The 16611-nt window shown below is 73.3% G+C and carries 13 protein-coding genes; 10 read left to right on the top strand and 3 right to left on the bottom strand.

Going from position 1 to position 16611, the window contains the following annotated elements:
- Nucleotides 1–3 precede the first annotated feature (3 nt).
- From ACF07V_RS16860 to ACF07V_RS16830, 7 genes are all read left to right on the top strand, one after another.
- Nucleotides 4–1104, top strand: a complete 1101-nt coding sequence (locus ACF07V_RS16860; protein ID WP_392154830.1) for a radical SAM/SPASM domain-containing protein — start codon at nucleotides 4–6, stop codon at nucleotides 1102–1104.
- On the top strand, nucleotides 1079–2113 hold the full coding sequence (locus ACF07V_RS16855) for a radical SAM protein (RefSeq protein WP_392154829.1): 1035 nt from the start codon (nucleotides 1079–1081) through the stop codon (nucleotides 2111–2113). Before ACF07V_RS16860 ends, ACF07V_RS16855 begins: the two co-directional genes overlap by 26 nt.
- 2 nt (nucleotides 2114–2115) lie before the next feature.
- On the top strand, nucleotides 2116–2814 hold the full coding sequence (locus ACF07V_RS16850) for an iron-containing redox enzyme family protein (protein WP_392154828.1): 699 nt from the start codon (nucleotides 2116–2118) through the stop codon (nucleotides 2812–2814).
- The gene (locus tag ACF07V_RS16845; protein WP_392154826.1) at nucleotides 2811–4361 is read left to right on the top strand and encodes an MFS transporter; all 1551 of its coding nucleotides are present in this window, start codon (nucleotides 2811–2813) and stop codon (nucleotides 4359–4361) included. Before ACF07V_RS16850 ends, ACF07V_RS16845 begins: the two co-directional genes overlap by 4 nt.
- Before the next feature lie 127 nt (nucleotides 4362–4488).
- The gene (locus ACF07V_RS16840) at nucleotides 4489–7608 is read left to right on the top strand and encodes an AAA family ATPase (protein ID WP_392154824.1); all 3120 of its coding nucleotides are present in this window, start codon (nucleotides 4489–4491) and stop codon (nucleotides 7606–7608) included.
- A gap of 70 nt (nucleotides 7609–7678) precedes the next feature.
- A complete protein-coding gene (locus ACF07V_RS16835; RefSeq protein ID WP_392154822.1) occupies nucleotides 7679–9352 on the top strand; it encodes a B12-binding domain-containing radical SAM protein in 1674 nt (557 codons plus the stop codon).
- A gap of 73 nt (nucleotides 9353–9425) precedes the next feature.
- Nucleotides 9426–10112, top strand: coding sequence for a 2OG-Fe(II) oxygenase (locus ACF07V_RS16830; RefSeq protein WP_392154820.1), 687 nt, complete (start codon nucleotides 9426–9428; stop codon nucleotides 10110–10112).
- Between the two features lie 66 nt (nucleotides 10113–10178).
- On the opposite strand, the gene ACF07V_RS16825 is transcribed toward ACF07V_RS16830, so the two are convergent.
- Nucleotides 10179–10655 carry a helix-turn-helix domain-containing protein gene (locus tag ACF07V_RS16825; RefSeq protein WP_392154818.1) on the bottom strand — a complete coding sequence of 159 codons (477 nt, stop codon included), beginning with the start codon at nucleotides 10653–10655 and terminating at the stop codon, nucleotides 10179–10181.
- A gap of 231 nt (nucleotides 10656–10886) precedes the next feature.
- On the opposite strand from ACF07V_RS16825, the gene ACF07V_RS16820 reads away from it, so the two are divergent.
- Entirely contained in the window at nucleotides 10887–13361 is a 2475-nt protein-coding gene (locus ACF07V_RS16820; RefSeq protein ID WP_392154817.1) for a LuxR C-terminal-related transcriptional regulator, read from the top strand.
- Here the strand turns inward: ACF07V_RS16820 and ACF07V_RS16815 are convergent.
- Nucleotides 13266–14579, bottom strand: coding sequence for an MAB_1171c family putative transporter (locus ACF07V_RS16815; protein ID WP_392154815.1), 1314 nt, complete (start codon nucleotides 14577–14579; stop codon nucleotides 13266–13268). The two genes, ACF07V_RS16820 and ACF07V_RS16815, sit on opposite strands and share 96 nt — an antisense overlap.
- Nucleotides 14572–15102 carry a ParH-like protein gene (locus ACF07V_RS16810; protein ID WP_392154813.1) on the bottom strand — a complete coding sequence of 177 codons (531 nt, stop codon included), beginning with the start codon at nucleotides 15100–15102 and terminating at the stop codon, nucleotides 14572–14574. The genes ACF07V_RS16815 and ACF07V_RS16810 overlap by 8 nt, the downstream gene beginning before the upstream one ends.
- A gap of 394 nt (nucleotides 15103–15496) precedes the next feature.
- Between ACF07V_RS16810 and ACF07V_RS16805 the strand changes: the two genes are divergently transcribed.
- Nucleotides 15497–15991 (top strand): DUF1269 domain-containing protein, encoded by a 495-nt coding sequence (locus ACF07V_RS16805; RefSeq protein WP_392154812.1) that lies wholly within the window; start codon nucleotides 15497–15499, stop codon nucleotides 15989–15991.
- 50 nt (nucleotides 15992–16041) lie between these two features.
- On the top strand, nucleotides 16042–16542 hold the full coding sequence (locus ACF07V_RS16800; RefSeq protein WP_392154810.1) for a DUF1269 domain-containing protein: 501 nt from the start codon (nucleotides 16042–16044) through the stop codon (nucleotides 16540–16542).
- The last annotated feature ends 69 nt before the right edge of the window (nucleotides 16543–16611 follow it).

Here is a 16611-nt window from a genome sequence, read left to right as displayed (position 1 = left end):
TCCGTGCACCTGCTGGAAATCGGCGCCATCCGCAACAAGCCCGCCGCCGGCCTCTATCTGGCCCTGACCCGCCGCTGCCCGCTGTCGTGCGCCCACTGCTCCACCGACTCCTCCACCACCAGCGAACAGCATCCCGAGACGCCGTTCCGCCGGATCGTGGAGTCCTTCGACCACGAGACCCGGCCGGACCTGCTGCTGATGTCCGGCGGCGAGGCACTGCTGCGGGCCGCGCTCGTCGCCGACCTCGCCCGCACCGCCCGGTCCGTGGGTTCCCGTTCGTACGTGCTGTCGGGCATGTGGTTCGCCCGGGAGAACCGGGGGCTGCCTGCCCCGGTGTCCGCGGCGATCCGCGAGGTGGACCACTTCGCCGCCAGCCTCGACGAGTTCCACGAACGCGAGGTGGGCCGGGCCGACGTCTTCCGGGCGATGCACCGCATACGCGAGCTGGTGCCGCAGGTGAGCTTCCAGCTCACCGGGCGGGGGGACGACGACCCCTACCTCCAGGGCCTGATCGACGACGTGCGCCGCGAGTTCCACGACCAAGTACCCATCCTGGTGGGCACCTTGAGTCCGATCGGCCGGGGCCGCCAGCTCGGCGGGCTGACTCCCACGCCCACCTCCGGCGTCCCGGTCGCGCCCGTCGACCCGTGCGACCGGATCACGTGGCCGCTGGTCACGTACGACGGCACCGTCTACGCCTGCTGCAACCAGGACCTGGTGGAGCGGCGCATGCCGGAGCACCTGATCCTCGGCCACGCGTCCCGCGATTCGTGGCCCGAGCTGCGCGAGAAGTTCCTGCGCCGGGAGCTGTACCGGGCGCTGCGCGTGCTCGGACCCAGCTTCGTGGCCGCCCGGTTCTCGGACGGACCGTGCGACAAGGGCATGTGCGGCAACTGCGTCGCGCTGTCCGGAGACGCCTCGGCCGAGGCGCGGGTGACGGAGTACCTGCGCAGCGACTCCGGGCGGCAGGTGGAGGCCGCCGCCCGCCGCATGGTCGAGCAGGTGGACGGGACCGCCTTCTCGGACCGCCGCTCCAGCCGCTACGGCGGCCTGGTGTCCCTGGGATGGGAGGCGGACCGTGAACAGCCGTCCTACGCGCGCTGACAGCGAGGCGGTCCGCGGCCGCCCCACGCTGGCGGACACCGAGGCGATGCGCCACCGTCGCGGTGAGTCGGTCCTGCTGTACATCACCGACCAGTGCCCGGTCGGCTGTGCGCACTGCTCGGTGGACGCCCGCGCGGACGGCGGGAGGGTCGCCGACTGGGAGGTGTTCCACGACGTCGTCGCCGGGATCGTCGCACTCCCCGGCCTGCGGTCGGTGGCGGTCTCCGGCGGCGAGCCCTTCGCCGAGCAGCGGGCGCTGGCGTACGCGATCGGGGCGTTCGCCGACGCCGGTCTGGAGACCATCGTCTTCACCAGCGGGTACTGGGCGCGCGAGAGCGGCTCGGTGCCCGGCTGGGTACGGCGGCTGCTGCCGCGGATCTCCACGCTCTTCCTGAGCACGGACGGCTTCCACCAGGGCGGTGTGTCGAGCCGGCGGTTCGTCGGCGCGCTGCGCGCGGCCCACCGGGCCGGCTGCCGCATCGTCGTCCAGGAACTGGACACGGGCGGCGGCGCGCGGGTGGCCGAGGGGCTGCTGGCCGAGGCGCTCGGCCCGCGGTGGGCCGACGAGGCCGAGACCAAGCTGATCACCCCCCTCCGGTACGGACGGGGCTCGGGGGTCTTCGCCATCCGGAGCCGACACGAGGTGGGGGCCTTGGCGGCGTGCACCCTGCTCGGCTCTCCCACGGTCCGCTACGACGGGGTGGTGATCCCCTGCTGCAACGAGGGGCTGATCACCGGTCACGGGCCGTCCGCGCTGCGTACCCCGACCCGGCGGCCCGAGGGCGTGGCGCAGGCGCTGACCGGGTTCCGGGACGATCCGCTGCTGAGGCTGATGGGGCGCCTGGGACCGGGGGCGGCGGCCGACCTGCCCGGCTTCGAGGCCCTGCGCGAGGAACGCTTCGAGAACGTCTGCGGCGGTTGCTGGAAGGCGTACGACATCGCCGGGCGCCCGGGGCGGGCCGCGGACTCCGTGACAGCACTCGGCGTGGCCCTGAGGGAAGGCGGTTGACGGTGGAGGAGCAGACGAGGTCGGAGGCGCTGCGCCGCAAGATCGGGCTGCTGATGCCGGCGGTCGACGCCGCGTCCCGGCAGATGTGGACCCATCCGCACAGCGATCAGGTGTACCTGGAGTGGCTCAGGACGCTGCACGGGACGATCCGGGCCACGGTGCCGCTGATGCTGGCGGCCGTCGAGCAGTGCACGGCCCGCCAGGGCGACCCGGTGGCCGATCTGGTGGGCCGCTACCTGGCCAAGCACATCCGTGAGGAGTACGGGCACGACCAGTGGGTCGCCGACGACTACGCGGTGGCCGGGGGTGATCCCGGGACGCTGCGCACGACGCTGCCGGGGGCGGCCGTCGCCTCGCTGGTCGGCTCGCAGTACTACTGGCTGCGCCATGCGCATCCCGTGGCACTCGTGGGGCACATCGCGGTCCTGGAGGGCAACCCGCCCGGTCCCGGTCTTGCCGGTGACCTGGCGGCACGGACCGGGCTGCCGGAGGCGTCGTTCCGCACCATCGCCCGGCACGCCCAGCTGGACGTGCAGCACCGCGACGACGTGCACCGGCTGATCGACCGGCTGCCGCTCGACCCGGCGCAGGAGGAACTGCTCGGTGTGAGCGCGCTGCACTCCATGAGGGGGCTGATCGAGGTGATGGAGGACGTACTCGGCCGGGTCCACCGGCGCGCCCCGGTGTCCCTGGCCGGATGAGCCGCGTGCGGGTTCCGGGCCCGCTGGCGGGCCGCGACTTCCGGCTGCTGTACACGAGCACGGTGGTCTCCGGTCTGGGCGACTGGCTGGACCAGGTGGCGCTGCTGGTGCTGGTCACCACGGTCTGGCACGGCGGCGCGGGCGATCTGGCGCTGGTGGTGGCCGCGAGCATGCTGCCGCTCCTTGCGACCCCGTTCCTGGCGGTGCTGGTGGACCGCCGGCCGTCGCGCCGGGTGCTGATCCTCACCGACCTCGTGCAGGCGGGGCTCACCCTGGGCCTGGTGGTCGCCCCCGGCGTGTACTGGGCGGCCGGGCTGGTGCTGGTCCGTTCGGCGCTGGGCTCGGTCGGCGGGCTCGCGGGCCAGATCCAGTTGCGGGTCTCGGTGCCGCCCGACGGTGTCCAGGCCGCCACCGTGCTGCTCCAGACGGCGATGCAGTCGGTCAAGATCCTCGGGCCCGCGCTCGGTGGTCTGATGGTCGCCTTCATGTCGCCCCGGGCGGTGTTCGCGGCCAACGCGTGCACGTTTCTCGTCGGGGTGATCGCCGCCCGTGCCCTGCGCGCCACGTCGTCGCCTTCCCGGAGTACGGATCTGCACTATTTCAAAGAACTGGGGGAAGGATTCCAGCACGTCTTCGGATCGCGTCTGCTGCGTTCCCTTCTGTTCGTCATGTGCAGCCTGATGTTCGTCGTCTTCCTTTACGACTCCATGGCCGCCCTGATCGTGCCGGCACTGGGAATGGGCACGCCCTACATCGGCTACATGGTGTCCGCCGTCGGATTGGGCGGGGTCACGGGTTCGCTGCTCATGGGACGTTTCGCGGCGCGCCTTCGGCCTTTCCTCACCATGGCGGGGTCGGTCCTGGTGATCGGCTGCATCATCGTCGTCATCGGAATCGCGATTTCCCGTGAAATGCGTATTGACTCCGCCGTCTGGCTGTGTGTTATTTTCCTTCTGGGAATAGCGAGCGCCGGAATTCTGGTCACTTTCCCCAGCGTCGTACATTCCGAGACGCCGGTCGAACTGACCGGCCGGGTATGGGCGCTCATGAATTCCGTGCCGGCCGTACTGAACGTGCTGGCCCCCGCGCTGGCGGCCGCCCTGGTCGGGTGGATCGGGCTCGGAAGCCTCCTGCTGCTGGCGGGCGCCGCCCTCCTGCTCACCGCTGTCGCGGTCGCCGCCAAGCTCGGCGGCGTACCGCCCACCGCTCCGCCGTCCGGCACGGACGACGGAGCAGGCCCGGCCGAGGAGCCGACGACCGGCCCGGCCCCCCTGAACTCCGGTGCGCCGCACCGGGAAACCAGAGCCCCGTGCGGGAAACCCGCGGGCTCGTCAACCGAGGAGATCACCATGGCAGACAAGATCGACAAGCTGGCCGAAGCCGGATTCTCCCTGAACGACGCCAACGAGGCCCAGCAGGCGGTGCTCAAGTCCCTCACCGAGGACGAGATCAACGTCCTGCTGAGCGTCAAGTCCCGGGTCGAGGCCGCGGGTTCGGACGTCGAGGGCCACTCGCTCTCCGACCCCAGCGGTGGCTACCTCTGGTAGTGCCGGCCCTCGTCAGGGGATCGGCCCCGGACCGGTGACGTCTGGGCCGTAGCAGAGACCGGGTGGTTCACGACGGGGCAAGCGTCGTGAACCACCCGATTGCCGCTCAGTGAACGGGGAGGACAGCATGAGCAAGCCCACCGGTCCCATCGTAACCACCGCGAGCCGGTGCACCGGCTGCGGTGTGGACAACCCGTCGGCGGCCCGCTTCTGCATGGCCTGCGGAGCGGAGATCGGCCCGCCCGCCACTCCCGCCAGCGGCCTGCGCTTCGTCTCCGTCGTCTTCTGCGACGTGGTCGGCTCCACCGGGCTGGCCACCTCCCTCGAACCCGACCGGTGGGCGGCCGTCCTGGACGGCTACTTCTCCCTGGTCGGCTCGCTGGTGGAGGGCTACGGCGGCAAGGTGGAGAAGTTCATCGGCGACGCGGTCGTCGCCGTGTTCGGCGTCGAGGGGCACGGCGAGTCGGCCGCCGCCACCGCCGTCTCCGCCGCCACCGCCATCGCGCACCGCACCGGCGAGTACGCGCGGGGCCTGGGCGAGCTCCTGGCGGGCGACTTCCCGGTGCGCTGCGCGGTCGCCTCCGGTCATGTCGCGGTCAGCGGGCGGACGTCGAGCTTCGTCATCGGCTCGGTGCTCAACCGGGCGGCCCGGCTCCAGGGACACGCCCCCGACGACGGGGTGATCGTGGACCTGGCCACCCGGCTCCAGCTGCAGGACCACTTCCCGCTGCGGGCGATCGAACCGATCACCGCCAAGGGCTTCGCCCGGTCCGTCCCGGCCTGGATCGTCGGTCCGGCCGACACCCAGACCCCCGGCGCGGGCACCGTCGGAAGGGCCGACCTGGTCGGCGAGCTGGCCGCCCGCATCGACGCGGCCGCCGCTGCCGCCGACCCGACCCTGATCCTGGTCGGGGGCCCCTCCGGGGTGGGCAAGTCCCGGCTGGTCACCGAGGCGCTCGACCACTGCGCCGGCCTGGCCACAGCCGTCCTGCGCTGCCCGCCCGCCGGGACCGGACTCGACCTGCTGGCCTGCTGTCTGTTCCTGGAGGAGATCGAGAACGCCGCACGGCAGGGCCACGACAGGGTCGACGTGACGGTGCAGCTGACCGGCGCCTCCACTCGTGCCGAACAGGCCCTCGCCCAGGACCGCGGCGAGCTGGGCCGTGCGCTCACCGCGGCACTGGACCGCCTGCGGGGCACACGGCCCCTGCTTCTGGTGGTCGAGCACAGCGAGTGGACCCCCGGGGCACTGGCCGACCTGCTCGACGAGCTGACCGCCACACCGGGGCGGCCGGTCGTGGTGCTGCTGGTCGGCGTCTCGGCCCCCGAGGCGCTGGCCGGCCGGGGGGACCACCGGCTCACCGTGCCGCCACTCGGACGGCCCGACGCGCGGCGGCTGGCCCACCGGCTGCTCACCGCGCAGCACGACCCGGCCGCCGCCGACCGCTCCCGGCCCGCCGGCACCGGCGCCCCCGGACGCGACCCGGCCCCCGGCGCCCTCCCCGCCCCCGACTCCGCCGCCGAGGAGATCGCCTCACGGGCCGGCGGCATCCCCCGGTACATCGAGCAGATGGTCGTCCTGAGCCGCTTCGCCCAGCCCGGCGACGACTGGGCGCCACCCAGCGCGCACGCCGCGCTCGGTGCCCGGCTGGACCGGCTGGACGCCGACGCGCAGGAACTCCTGGTCCTGCTCGCCGCCGCCGGCCGGGACCTGTCCCTGGAAGACCTGGGCGCCCTGATGGCCCCGGACAGGGTCGCCGCGGCCGCGGCGTGCCTCCTCGAAGCCGGTCTTGTGGAGTCCGCCGACGCCCACAAGGGCCGCCTGGCCCCGGCCTTTCCGGTCGTGGCCGAGGTGGCACTGCGGCGGCTGACGCTCTCCGAGACCGCCGACGCGCACGCCAGGCTCGCCCGCTCCCTGGAACCGGTGGCCGAACGGCGCCCCGCCGTCGCCGAGTTGCTGGCCGGACACTGGGAGGCGGCGCACACCGCGTTGCGCGGGGTGGAGCCCGGCTCCGACCGGACGGCGCGGGCCGCCGAGTCCGCCGTGACCGCGTTCGGCGTCGCCGCCCGCTTCGCCCTCTCCCGCGGGCGACCCGAGCTGGTGCTGACGCTCACCGGACGCGCCCGCGCACTGGCGGAGACGGACCGCGCGCAGGGCCACGACCTGGATGTCCTGGAGGCGTACGCCCTCGGCACTCAGGGAATGCCCCAGGCGGCCCTCGAACGCGTCGAGCGGGTGCTGTCGGACCCGGACCGGGCCGCCCCGGCCGCCCGGATTCACGCCCGCCTCAACTCGCTGTACTCCCGCACCTATCTGACCGGCGACGCGCCCGCCGTACCGGACGATCCGCACTACCTCGCCGCGGTCGCCTCCCCCGAGCCCGAGGCCCGGGTCGGGGCACACCTGTACGCCGGGCTCCAGTCCCTGCGGGCGGGCGACCACCCCGCCGCCGAGCGGGCGCTGCGCTCCGCGCAACGGTCGGCCGACGGCGCCGGGACCTGTCTGGGCCTGACCGAGGTCTACGCCAACCTGGCGATGGCCCTGGTCAACGGCGACACTCCGGTCCCCGCCGCGCTCGCCGACTGCGAGCGGCTGCATCAGGAGGTCGCCGGTTCCCGGCTGCTGAGCTCGGCCACCGGCGTCGCGCTGGCGCTGGTGCGTCACATGTCCGGCGACCGGGCGGCGGCCGACTCCGCGATGGACGAGGCCGAGGAGGTGCTGCGCGATCTGGGCCAGGGCACCGGGGCCGCGACCATCGCGGGCTGGCGGGCCGTCCTGGCGGCCCGTTCCGGCGACTGGGGTGCCGCGGCCGGCTGGTGGACCGCCCAGGGCGATCGCTGCGCCGCCCTCGGCATGGCCCGCCAGGCGTCGCTGTCCCGCCTCCAGGCCGAGCTGGCCCGGGAGGCGTCCGGTGAAGGACGGTCCGGCGCCGCAGGGGGCGGGCCCGCGCTCGACGAAGTGCCCCTTCCGCCTGCCGAGGCCTGGGCGGAGTACACCGTCGCCCTGCAGGCCCGCGCCGTACGGGCGTTGCGGGCCGGCGACCCGGAACCGGCCGCGACGCACCTCGACGCCGTGGTCCGCCATCTGGGCACGGTGCGCGGCAGCGGCGCGGTGATCACACCCCTGCTCTGCAGCGCCGTCCTCGCCCGCCGTACCGGCCTCCCGGTGGCCGGGCGGGCGTTGACCGCGCTCCAGCGGGCGATCGACGCCAAACAGGACCTGGGCGTGCGCGCCCCGCAGGCATAGCCGTCACCGCACGACCCGTCCCCGCGAGGAAACTCCGAGAAATCCGAGAAATCCGAGAAAGCAGCCGCCCGTGCGTGTCCTCCTGCTCTACGCCAACCCCCACCAGGTCCTGCCGGTCGGCCCGTACGGACTGGAGATCCTGCGGGCCGCGGTCTCCGGAAGCGGACTTCCGGTCGAGGTGTCCGTGTGCAATCCGTTCCTCGAATCGCTCGACCACACCGGCCTGCTGGCCGAGGTGCTCGACCGGGTCCGGCCCGACCTCGTCGCCCTGTCGATCCGCAACATCGACAACGCCGTGGTCGCCTGCGACACGGAGGCCGGCGCGGACGGGCGGTGGATCGACGTGGTGGACTACCTGGCGCCCGTCGCCGAGCTGACCGCGACGCTGCGCGCCTGGGACCCCGGCCTTCCGGTGGTGGCGGGCGGCGCCGCGTTCACCTCCTGCCCGGTGGAGGTGATGGACCGGCTCGGGCTGGACTTCGGACTCGCCGGTCCCGGTGAGGCCGCGTTCACCGCGCTGCTGGCGCGCGTGGTCGCCGAGGGCGGCACACGGGGCGTGCGGCAGGTGGTCGCCGAGACGCTGTCCACGCTCCCCGGCGGTCTGGTGCGCACCGCCGACGGAGCCCTGGGGCCCGGACTGCGGCCGCGGCCCGACGTGGTGTCCCGGCCCACCACCGCGCTGCCGCGGATCGCACCGGAGTACGTGCTGTTCGCCAAGGCCCGGGGCATCCCCACCGCGCTGCGCAGCCACGCGGGCTGCCCGCTGCGCTGCTCGTACTGCGTCGATCCGCTGAACGTCGGCAGGGTGGACGCGCGCCCCGCCCGGGCCGTCGCCGCCGAGGCGGAACACTACGTCGAGCGGTACGGACTGACCCACTTCCATCTGGCCGCCCCCGAGGTCAACCTCCCGTACGAAGGGGCGCTGACCGAGGTGTGCGAGGCACTGGCCGGCAGCCGCCACGGCGAAGTGATCAGCTGGCACGGCTACTTCAACGTCAGACCGTTCTCCGAGCGGCTGATGGACGCCCTCATCCGGTCCCGCTGCGTGCGTCCGAGCTTCTCGGTGGACGCCTTCGACGACCGGATGCTGCGCGGGCACCACAAGAACTACCGGATGTCCGACGTCGAGGACACCTTCGGTCTGCTGCTGCGGCGCCGGCCGGAGTGGATGGACGTGCAGATCGGGGTGCTGTTCGGCCAGCCCGGCGAGACGGCCGCCACCCTGGAGAACGCGATCCGCCACATCCGCCGGCTGGCCGACCGGGGCGTGTCGGTGGGCTACTCCTGCGGGCTGCGGGTCTACCCGCACACGCCCCTGGCCCGCACCCCTCTCGACCCCCGGCACCTGTACCGGGCGGACGGGCCGCTCTCCCCGACCGGTGCCGGCGGACCCCGCACCGTCCCCGCGGCCGACCTGCTGACACCGCTGGTGTACTGCGAGCCGATGCCGCCCCGGGAGCTGGCGGCCCACCTCGCCGACCGGCTGTCCGACTGCCCCGGAGTGACCTTCATCGACGAGGGGCCGGTGAAGGAGGCCCGGCAGCCGGACTGGCTGCGCCCCCTCAACGTGGCCACCGTGCACCTCGCGCACGGACGTTCGGGGCCCGCGGCCGAGATGCTGCGGCTGGTGCTGGGCTCGGGCGACCCGCGGGCGGCGGGCATGACGCAGCGACTGCTCCGGGAGGCGGCCGCACAACCACCCGTCCCGGTGGGCACCGGGGACCTCCGGACCGCCCTCGCCTGACCGGTCCCGCCCCCCGCCTTCGCACCCGGCCCCTCCCCTGCCGTACCGCCTTCCCCATCCACGGAGGACACCCATGGAACTGACCTGGAGCACGGACGACTTCGCCGTCTTCGACGACTTCCTCGCCCCTGAGGCGGCGGTCGAGCTGTGGGAGCAACTGCGCACCGAGGAGTACCACTTCGTGCACGGGCGCCGGGACGGGGCGTGGAACAAGGTCTACGGGCTGCTGGACGGCAGTCCCCTCAGCGGGTCCGGCACGCTGCACGACCCGGAAGGCCACTTCGCGGGACGCTTCGCCGACCACGCTCGACACCCGTCCGGCGGGGCGACCGACGCCGTGGTGAAGCAACTGGCCGAGGAGGAAACCCGTATCGAGCCGTGGACCGGGCGGTTCGGAACGGACTGGCACGCCCTCAGCTGCCGCCCCTTCCTCTACCCGCAGGGCTCCGGACTGGCCTGGCACGACGACTCCGGCGACCGGGCCGCCTCGTTCGTGCTCTATGTGCACCCCGAGTGGCAGGCGTCCTGGGGCGCCGAACTGCTCGTCTCCGGCGGAACACCCGGGGCGCCGTCCGCCGAACGGAACGCCCGGCTCACCTCGCGGGTCGGACACTACGTCGCCCCGCGCCCCAACCGGCTGGTCGTCCTGCGGTCGGGCGTACCGCACATGATCAAGAAGGTGGAGCCGCACGCCGGGGACCGGGTCCGGGGCTCCGTCGCGGGCTTCTTCCTGCGCCGGCCCGCCGAGCGGCCGCGGTGACCGGGCCGCGCCGGCACCCGCCCGTCGCCCCGGACGGGGCCCCGTCCAGCACGGTGCGGTCGCCCCTCAGGCCCGGTCGTCGCGGGGTTCCGCCGCGGGCGGGTCCTCCCCCTCGTCCTGGGCACGCCGGGCGGCCGCCTCACGGACGGCGATCACGTCGATGAGGTCGCTGACGGTGCCGAGCGCCTCGGAGGAGAGCCCCACCGCACGCAGTGCCACGCTGCGCACCCCGGCGTCCCGCAGGGCGCCGAGGAGTTCGATCTCCGCGGCGATCTTCGCACCGTGCTCGTCGTCGAAGAAGTAGGAGACCGGGACCTCGAAGTGGTCGGCCAAGGCCTCCAGGTGGCGCTTCGTCGGGTTGGTCCTGCGCCCGGTACGCAGCTGCCACAGGTACGTGGTCGAGAAGGACACCCCCGTGGCCTCCCGGCACGCGGCGGCGACCTCCTCGTTGCTGAAGGGCAGGCCGTCGGGCCTGTGGGCGAGCCGGAAGAGCGCGTCGATCTTCCGGCTCAGTGACGACGGTGTGGGTTCCGTTTCGGCCACCGCCTGCCTCCCTTCCGCCGCCGCCCTCCCGCACGCTTACCCGCACAGGCGAAGGCAAATCCGTTGATTTTCACTGTAGTTGACACCCCCAGAGTCGACAGCCATGCTGAAGTCGTAAACGGATATGAAAACTGCGAAATGGTCGTTCATCTCAGCTGAAACACCTGGCTGTCCCCACCCGCCTGGGTCCACCTCTCGGAGCCGTCCTTGACGATCCCCGTACCTTCATCTGTGACGAACTTCCGCCCGTCCGGCGCACGCCCACCCGCCGCGTTCCCCGCCGACATGGTCGGACGGGACGACGAGATCGCCGCGCTGTCGGCACTGCTGACGGATCCTTCAGCCCCCGGAGTGCTGCTGACCGGCGTCCCGGGTGCGGGCAAGACGCGGCTCGCGGCCGAGGCGGCGGCCGCGTACCACGCGGCGACCGGCGCCACCACCGTGCGCGTGGAGACCGCGTCCGAGCCCTGCGCGGACGGCGCGCTCGACCTCCTCGCCGGCCTCACCGCCGACCGGGACGCGGGAGGGGCCCGGCCGCTCCTCCTCGTCGACGACCTCGACCGCTCGGACCACCACCGGCTGCTTCGGGCCTGCGCGGTCGCGTCCGTCGTGGTTCTCGGCACGGCCCGCCAGCCCCCCGCCGCCCACGGCCTCGTCCCCTTCCCGGTGGACCCGCTGCCCGTGCCCCTCGACTGCTCGGCGCTGGATCTCGGCACACTGGCGCGCGTCCCCTCGGTGCAGATGTACCTCGCCTGTCTGCGCACGATCAACCCCGCGTTCTCCCTCCAGCCGCACAACCACCAGGTCATCGCACGGACCTGCGTCGAGGTGGGCGGCAATCCCGGCGCGCTCTGCCGCACCGCGCGGGTCGCCGCACTGGAGAGCCCCGAGGTGGCGTGGGCCTCGCTCGGCGACCGGACCGTCCCGTACCCGGTCCACGCCGAGGACGGCGACCCGCTCCACTCCGAGGAAGGCGACCGGTTCCGCGCCGAGGGCGGCGACCCGCTCCGCGGCGAGGACGGCGACCGGTTCCGCGCCGAGGGCGGCGATCCCTCCGCGGCGCCCGGTGGCGATCCGCGCGACGCCCCTCCCCCGGCCGCCGACGGCACGCCGGTCCGGCTGCTGGCCCACTGCCAGGTGTTCAGCGGCGGCTTCGGCCCCGAGGCGCTGCGCCACATCACCGCCGTCGCGCCGGAGGAGTTCTCCTCGGCGCTGGAGACCCTGCTGCGCGGCCATCTGCTCACCGCCTCCACCCTGCCGTCCGGCCGCCTGGACGGCACGGCCCGGTTCCGGCTGCGGCTGCCGCCGGACGGACCCGCGCGCCGGCTCCCGCCGCCCGAGGACGCCGCGGCCCGGCTGGCGCACGCCCGCTACTACGCGGCCCTGGCCCGCGCCGCCGCCGACCGGATCATCTCGGGGCACCAGCGCTCGGGCCTGATCGCCTTCTGGAGCGAGGAACGCAACCTCCGTACGGCACTGGAGACGCTGCTCCGCCACGGGCGGACCGGCGAGGCGCTCGACCTCGTCGACGGCATCCGCGTCTACTGGTGGGCCACGGGCGGCTGGAGCACCTGGGCCGAAGGGCGCTTCCGCCCCGATCCGTCGTGGACCGCGACCGGTCACCGCGACCGGATCCGCGTCGACCTCCTGCTCGTCGAGGCGGGCATCCTGGCGGGCCAGCCCGAGGCCGCCACGGACCTGCTGGACCGGATCACGGCGGATGCCGCCCGAGCCGCGGGGCTCTCCGCGCGGGTGACGCGACTGCGGGCCCTGTGCGTCATGGCCGCCGACCCCTGCCGCGGCGCCGCCCTGCTCCACGAGGCGGCCGACCGGCACCGGTCCGACGGCGACCGCCACGAGGCCCGGTACGTGTCGCTGGAGGCCGCGCTCGCGGGATTCCGTCTCGGTGACACGGCGGCAGCGGCGGCCACCGCACTGGAGGTGCTGGCCGAGGCCCAGCAGGGGCGCGACACGCTCGCCGCCGGTACCGCCCTGCTCCACCTGGCCGTCTTCGCGGCCGCGGAGGGACGCGCCCAGGCCACGGCGCACTACTGCGAGCGGGCGCTGTCGGCCCTGCGCGCCCTGGGGCCGCCGGCCGTCCTCGGCGCCATCGCCACCACGGTGGGCAGTCCCGCCCTGCCCGACGTCGTCGAACGCGCCATCGGCACCGCCCGCGGCCTGGGCGCCTTCCACACCTGGCGCGGCGCGTTCCCCGAGGAGGCGGGCACGCCCGACTTTGCCATGGCCCGGCTGGAGGAGCCGGTGCGGGAGCTGCTGGGCGAGGCCGCCTTCTCCCGTGCCCTGGTCGAGGGTTCCAAGGTGTCGCTCCCGGACCTCCTGGCCTCCCTCGTCCCGGCCCCCGTCCCTCCCGCCGCCACTCCGGCGGGCCCCTTACCCCCGGACACCCGCACCAGGATCGATCCGCTGACGCCGCGCCAGACCGAGGTCTCGCGCCTGGTGGCGGCCGGTCTGAGCAACCGGCAGATCGCCCACCGGCTGGCGATCTCGGAGTGGACCGTGGTCAACCACATCCGGGACACGATGAAGAAGCTGGGCTGTTCCTCCCGTGTGGAGATAGCGAGCTGGATGCACCACTCCGGCCTGCGCCCGTCACCGGAACCGCCCCTGTTCCTCCGCACGGCCCTTGCTCCGTCCGGCCCCGCCCTGCCCGGGCCGACGCTCATCCCGTCCCAGGCGGGACGGTGACGACGGGGCCCGACACGCCGGGCGCCCCACCCGGTGGCGCATGTGCTCCACGAGCCCGGCCACGGTGAACGCCTCGGCCACCTGGACCAGCCACGCCGCCTCCTCCTCGACCGAGCAGTTGACCGGGTACGCGAGCGCGACGTCCTGGTCCCCGGAGGCGCGGTGGCCGATCCTGGCGGACTCCAGTGCGGCGGCGATGACCGCGGCCTCGGCCATCGCCGCGCGGTCCGTGGCCGGCACGGGGAACCGGGCCAGCGCCGCGTCCGACAGTGCGCGGGCGTCGGGGGGAACGAAAGGACGGAGTTCCAGGTAGCCGTCCCGGATCTCGATCACCCGGCGGTAGAGGGCGAACTCGGACCGGTGCAGGGAGAACAGACGCGCCGACGGCCAGCCCAGGTCCAGGGCCGTACCGGGGGACACGGCCCGTAGCGCCGACCAGAGCGGCTCCAGGGCACGGTGGGTCCGGTAGGCCCGCAGCCACCGCCCGACCCCGGTGGTGACGGAGAGCCAGCCCCCGGCGGTGCCGCCCAGGACACCGAGCACCAGGCAGCACAGACCGAGCATCCGGCCCACCGGGTCGAGCCCGACGCTCTGCCGGTTGTCCACGGCCACGGTGACGATCGAGGACACCCCCCACAGGGCCCAGACGAGGCCCACCGCGACACTGGCCGTGACGAGGCGCAGGCCCGTGCGCAGCGCGCCGGGACCCAGCCCCCGGGCGAACCGGTGCACCGGGACCAGGAACATGGCCAGGCACCACAGGCTGTAGGCGGTGAAGACCGTGTCGCTGGAGGCGAGGAGCACCGCTCCGGTCCCCTCCACGAGAAGCGAGCCGTGCCGGGTGCGTACGCCGGAGGAGAGGAACGGCACCGCGCACAGCACGACGGCCGCGAGGGTGACGCCGGTGTGCAGCCGCGTGGTCAGGAGTCGGGGCCGGGGCAGACCGATCTCGATGACAGCCGGCGGGAGGAAGGCGAGGGCGGCCATCTCCGTCTCGCGGCCCAGGAGGTGGGTCAGCGGCGGGAACCACGGCCACAGCCACTCCGGATACGTCGTCGGAGCGGTCAGCAGGGCCATCGCCGCGGCCATGCAGAACCCGAAGCGGCAGAGGTGGCGCACCGCGAAGGGCGAGTCGCTTCCGTCGCGCAGCAGACGCAGTTCGTAGCAGCCCAGCCACAGCGCGGCGACGACCGGGAGGTACGCGAGCAGGTCAGACACGGGGCCGCTCGGGGCGGCGGGAGGGGGCCCCGACGAGGGTTCCGGCCGGTCCGTGGTCCCGTCCCTGCACGGGACCTTCCCTCAGTACGCGGTGCAGGATGAGAGAGGCGAGCAGTTCCGCCTCCTGCTCGGCGGGCTCGGCGTACACGGTGCGGCCCAGGACCCGGCGCACCAGGTCGGGCGAGAGTCCGGGCAGCAGCGCGCGTACGCCCGGTGTCTCGGGGGTGGGCAACCGGTCGTGTCCGCAGAGCAGATGGGCCGCCTCGTGCACGAGGATGTGCTGCCGGTGCAGTGCGCTGGTCCCCGGTGTGCACAGGACGTAGTCGGCGTGGTCGGTGGTCACCAGCAGACCGCACGGGATCCCCGCGTCGACCGCGACCGGCAGGACCTCGACGGGGCGGCCACGCCGTTCGGCCACGAGGGCCAGGAAGGTCTCGGCGTCGAAGGGGTCCGGCAGTTCGAGCCCCTCCGAGAGGGCGCGAACCTTCCGCCACAGGCGTCTGTGCGACCGATCGGTGAGCATCAGGGACCCCTCCCACCGGAACGGCGCCACCGCTCCGCGTCTGCTGCCGTCGAGCGACCCGACGTCCCTCCCCCGGACCGCTCGGACATTCGCTCTGAAAGGATCAGCTGAACCGGTAGCGCATATTTTTCGGATTGTACGCACGTCCCGTCGTGCGCCGGCAGAGCGCATGTCGCGCTCCCCTTGCACGCCTCGTCGCCCGATCGAGGTCACGGTGGACCGGTACGGCCACCTCACGCGCGCTGCTCCACCGTTCGGGGCTGCGAACCACTGCGCCTCCCGATAGCTGGGATGGGTTCATCGGGTCGCCATCCTCGGCATATCGGGACAAGATGACGCTTTGTGGGCCCTGGCAGAGGTGTCACGTGAGGGCCGCCCATTCGAGGAGGCGGAAGTGGCTGAGCTCTTCGTCATCGGATACGACGATCCCGACGTGGCCGAGCAGGCGTTCGCCACCGTGCAGGAACTCCAGCGGGACTATGTCGTTCACCTCAACGGCCTGGCGGTTGTCGCGGTGGACGACGAGGGTCGGACGCACGTCGACACCTCCAGCCGCATCGTCGGCGTCTCCGCTGCCTCCGGGGCGCTCTGGGGCGCGATCTTCGGGATCCTGTTCCTCGTACCCGGGGTCGGACTGCTGACCGGGGCGGCGCTCGGCGGGATCGTCGGCAAGCTCAGCAAATCCGGCGTCGACGACCGGTTCCGTCAGCAGGTGGGGGACCTTCTCAGACCCGGCACCGCAGCGGTCGTGATCATGGCGTCGAAGGTCACCGACGACAAGTTCACCACGGCAATGCGACGGCACGGAGGCACCGTCCTGAAGACCTCGCTCAGTGACGAGGACGAGCAGGAGCTGGCCGAACAGCTCGCCGGCCCTCAGGAGCCGTAGTCGCGACCACGACTGCCGCCGTCCCCCCTCAAGACAGAAGGAGAACCCGTATGTCCGAGCTGATCGTGATCGGATACGAGGACAAGGCGGTCGCCGACAAGGCGTTCGCGGCCGTGCAGGAACTTCGCGACGAGCAGGTCCTGAAGTTCAACGGGCTGGCCGTCGTATCGGTGGACGCGGACGGCAGGACGCATGTCGACACGCCGGCCAGAAGCGAGGAGGTGGCCATCTCGGCCACGGCCGGCGCCCTCTGGGGAATGGTCTTCGGCATGGTGATCCTGACTCCGGCCATGGGCGTGGTGGGAGCCGCCGTCGGCGGCCTCATCGGCAAGCTGAACCAGATGGGTGTCGACAGCAGGTTCCGTGGCAAGGTGCAGGAACTGCTCCGGCCCGGCACGGCGGCTGTCGTCGTCATGGCGTCCGAGCTCAGCGAGGACAGGTTCGCCGAAGCCATGGGACGGTTCGGCGGAACGGTGCTCAAGACCACGCTCTCGGAGGAGAGCGAGCGCGAGCTCGCCGAACAGCTCGCCGGGCCGTCGTCGGACGACTGACGGGCGGGCGGAGGCCGGCGTGATGCCGGGGGTGGCATCACTGCCGCCTCCGCCCGCCGAGCAGCCGGC

The organism is Streptomyces sp. NPDC015661 (assembly GCF_043077765.1).
GTDB lineage: Bacteria > Actinomycetota > Actinomycetes > Streptomycetales > Streptomycetaceae > Streptomyces.
Note: the sequence above shows the minus strand (reverse complement) of the source record. Positions and strands in the feature narration are given on the sequence as shown.